This window comes from Deferribacterota bacterium (assembly GCA_034189185.1).
Taxonomy (GTDB): Bacteria; Chrysiogenota; Deferribacteres; order Deferribacterales; family UBA228; genus UBA228.
This window is the reverse complement of the sequence record JAXHVM010000245.1, coordinates 1-2,120: the sequence shown is the minus strand read 5'-3', so window position 1 is coordinate 2,120 and position 2,120 is coordinate 1. Positions and strand designations below refer to the sequence as shown.

Annotated in this window: 4 protein-coding genes; 2 read left to right on the top strand and 2 right to left on the bottom strand. The window is 29.2% G+C overall.

All coding sequences use genetic code 11. The features are described from left to right. The first annotated feature begins 41 nt into the window (after positions 1 to 41). On the top strand, positions 42 to 488 hold the full coding sequence (dtd, locus tag SVN78_10480) for a D-aminoacyl-tRNA deacylase (GenBank protein ID MDY6822031.1): 447 nt from the start codon (positions 42 to 44) through the stop codon (positions 486 to 488). 20 nt (positions 489 to 508) lie between these two features. Continuing rightward, positions 509 to 1,126 carry an MBL fold metallo-hydrolase gene (locus SVN78_10475; protein ID MDY6822030.1) on the top strand — a complete coding sequence of 206 codons (618 nt, stop codon included), beginning with the start codon at positions 509 to 511 and terminating at the stop codon, positions 1,124 to 1,126. 1 nt (position 1,127) lies between these two features. On the opposite strand, the gene SVN78_10470 is transcribed toward SVN78_10475, so the two are convergent. Both SVN78_10470 and SVN78_10465 read right to left on the bottom strand, forming a co-directional pair. Then, a complete protein-coding gene (locus SVN78_10470; protein ID MDY6822029.1) occupies positions 1,128 to 1,544 on the bottom strand; it encodes an FKBP-type peptidyl-prolyl cis-trans isomerase in 417 nt (138 codons plus the stop codon). 77 nt (positions 1,545 to 1,621) lie between these two features. Beyond that, on the bottom strand, positions 1,622 to 2,120 hold a 499-nt coding region (locus SVN78_10465), incomplete at its 5' end, for a leucyl/phenylalanyl-tRNA--protein transferase (GenBank protein MDY6822028.1).

The window sequence follows — 2,120 nt, the reverse complement described above, 5'->3', positions numbered from 1 at the left end:
TTATTGAAAATGTTAAAAATAGGTTATAGAGGGGTAAAATTGTGAGGATTTGTTTACAAAGAGTATTACAGGCAAGTGTTGAAGTTGATAATAAAATTGTATCTAAAATATCAAAGGGAATATTGCTATTTGTTGGTTTTGCCAATAGCGATGTAGATATTGATTTAAAAAAATGTGCACAGAAAATTCTTAACCTAAGAATATTTTCTAGCACTAATAGTAGCTTTGATAAATCACTAAAGGATATAGAGGGAGAAATTTTGATAGTTAGTCAATTCACTTTATACGGCAATATAACAAAAGGCAGAAGGCCTGATTTTACAGAAAGTATGTCCTATGGGGAGGCTGAAAAGCTATACAATACATTTATTAATACAATGATAGAAGAATATATTGATAAAAAAATTAAAACTGGTATTTTTGGAGCAAAGATGTTAGTTAATATATCAAATGATGGACCAGTTACAATTGTTAGTGATTTTAAGTAAAAATTTAAGGATATTTTTTTATGGCTATTAAAGTATTAACTGTTGGACCCTTATTAGAAAATTGTATTATTTACTCAAAAAATGAAAAATGTATTATATTTGATCCAGGTGATGAGGCTCATAAGATAATATCCTATATTGAAGAAAATAACTTGAAGCCCCAGTTTATATTAAATACCCATGGTCATTATGACCATATTGGCGCAGTTAAATCCTTGCAAGATAAATATAATATACCTTTTTATTTACATAGGGACGATCATTATCTTCTAGATGCTAGTGTTGTTGCTGCTTTTTTAGGAATAACTAATATTGAAATGCCAAAAGAAGTAAGGGAAATAAAAGAAGGTGAAGTTTTTACCTTAGAAGACGATGAATTTAGGGCTATACATACCCCGGGTCATAGCAAAGGCAGTATGTGTTTTTATAATGAAAAAGAAGGCATCTTAATCTCAGGGGATACACTATTTTATCTATCAATTGGTAGAACTGATTTACCAGGGGGAGATTATAATAGTTTGATCACATCAGTTAAAAATAAACTTTTTATTTTACCAGATAGCACTAAAGTTTATCCAGGTCATGAGAGACCTACTACAATTGGTTTTGAAAAAGAACTAAACCCTTTTTTCCATTAACCTATTCAGCATCTACTAGCTCTAATTCAAAATATACCCTTTTATCACAAAGAGGGTGGTTGAAGTCTATTACAATGTTATTTTCATCAATTTCCAATACTTTGCCACGGTAAGTATTTTCATTATCATCTACAATATCAACATATTGGCCATTAGAAACATTGTTGTCTATCTGTAATTTATTTTTATCTAATGATAAGACATTGTCTTCATTATATTTTCCATAGCCCTCATTAGGCTCTAAAAATATAGTTTTTTTCTCCCCAATGTTCATTTCCTGTAAAGCTTCTTCAATCTTTGGAATAATCTCGCCCTTTCCAACAATGTGGGTTATTGGTTCATCACCTGATGAATCCACCAAAGTATTATCCTCTAAATATAGTTTATAACTAAAAACCATCTTTTCCCAGTTATTCATAATCACCTCTCAATTATTAAAAATATAAATTAAGTATATATGTATACAAATATTTTTAAAGGGTTGATTTATAATTTTTATGATAAACCTTTTGAGATGCTTGGATATTTGTTATTTAAAAGTATTTGTAAATAATCTAGAAACTTCTTTCTTGTAATCTCAATTGCATTGTACCTAAAAATGTGGTCACTTGTAATTTGACAATCTATCATAGGTATATTTGAATTTATACACAACTGAACTAATTTTATCAATGCTGCATCTGAAGCATTATCTCTTTTATGGAACATTGATTCTGCTGAGATATATTTTTCAATTTTTACCCCATAAAGACCTCCTACAATCTCTGAATCTTCCCACACTTCAATTGAAAAAGCCCGTCCCATTAAAAAGAGTTTATAATAACCTTCTATCATTTCATCTGTTATCCAGGTAGTATCACTATCCTTTCTTTTAACAGTTGCACAACCACTTATAACAGCCATAAAATCTTTATTAAAACTAAAAGTGTAGTTGTGTTTTTTTATAGTTTTTTTAATTGTTCTGGGGATGTGAAAATCTTTTATGAAAATGACA

Excerpts from the sequence above, each read along its gene's own strand:
- SVN78_10475 (MDY6822030.1), top strand. The coding sequence starts at position 509 with ATGGCTATTAAAGTATTAACTGTTGGACCCTTATTAGAAAATTGTATT.
- SVN78_10470 (MDY6822029.1), bottom strand. The coding sequence starts at position 1,544 with ATGAATAACTGGGAAAAGATGGTTTTTAGTTATAAACTATATTTAGAG.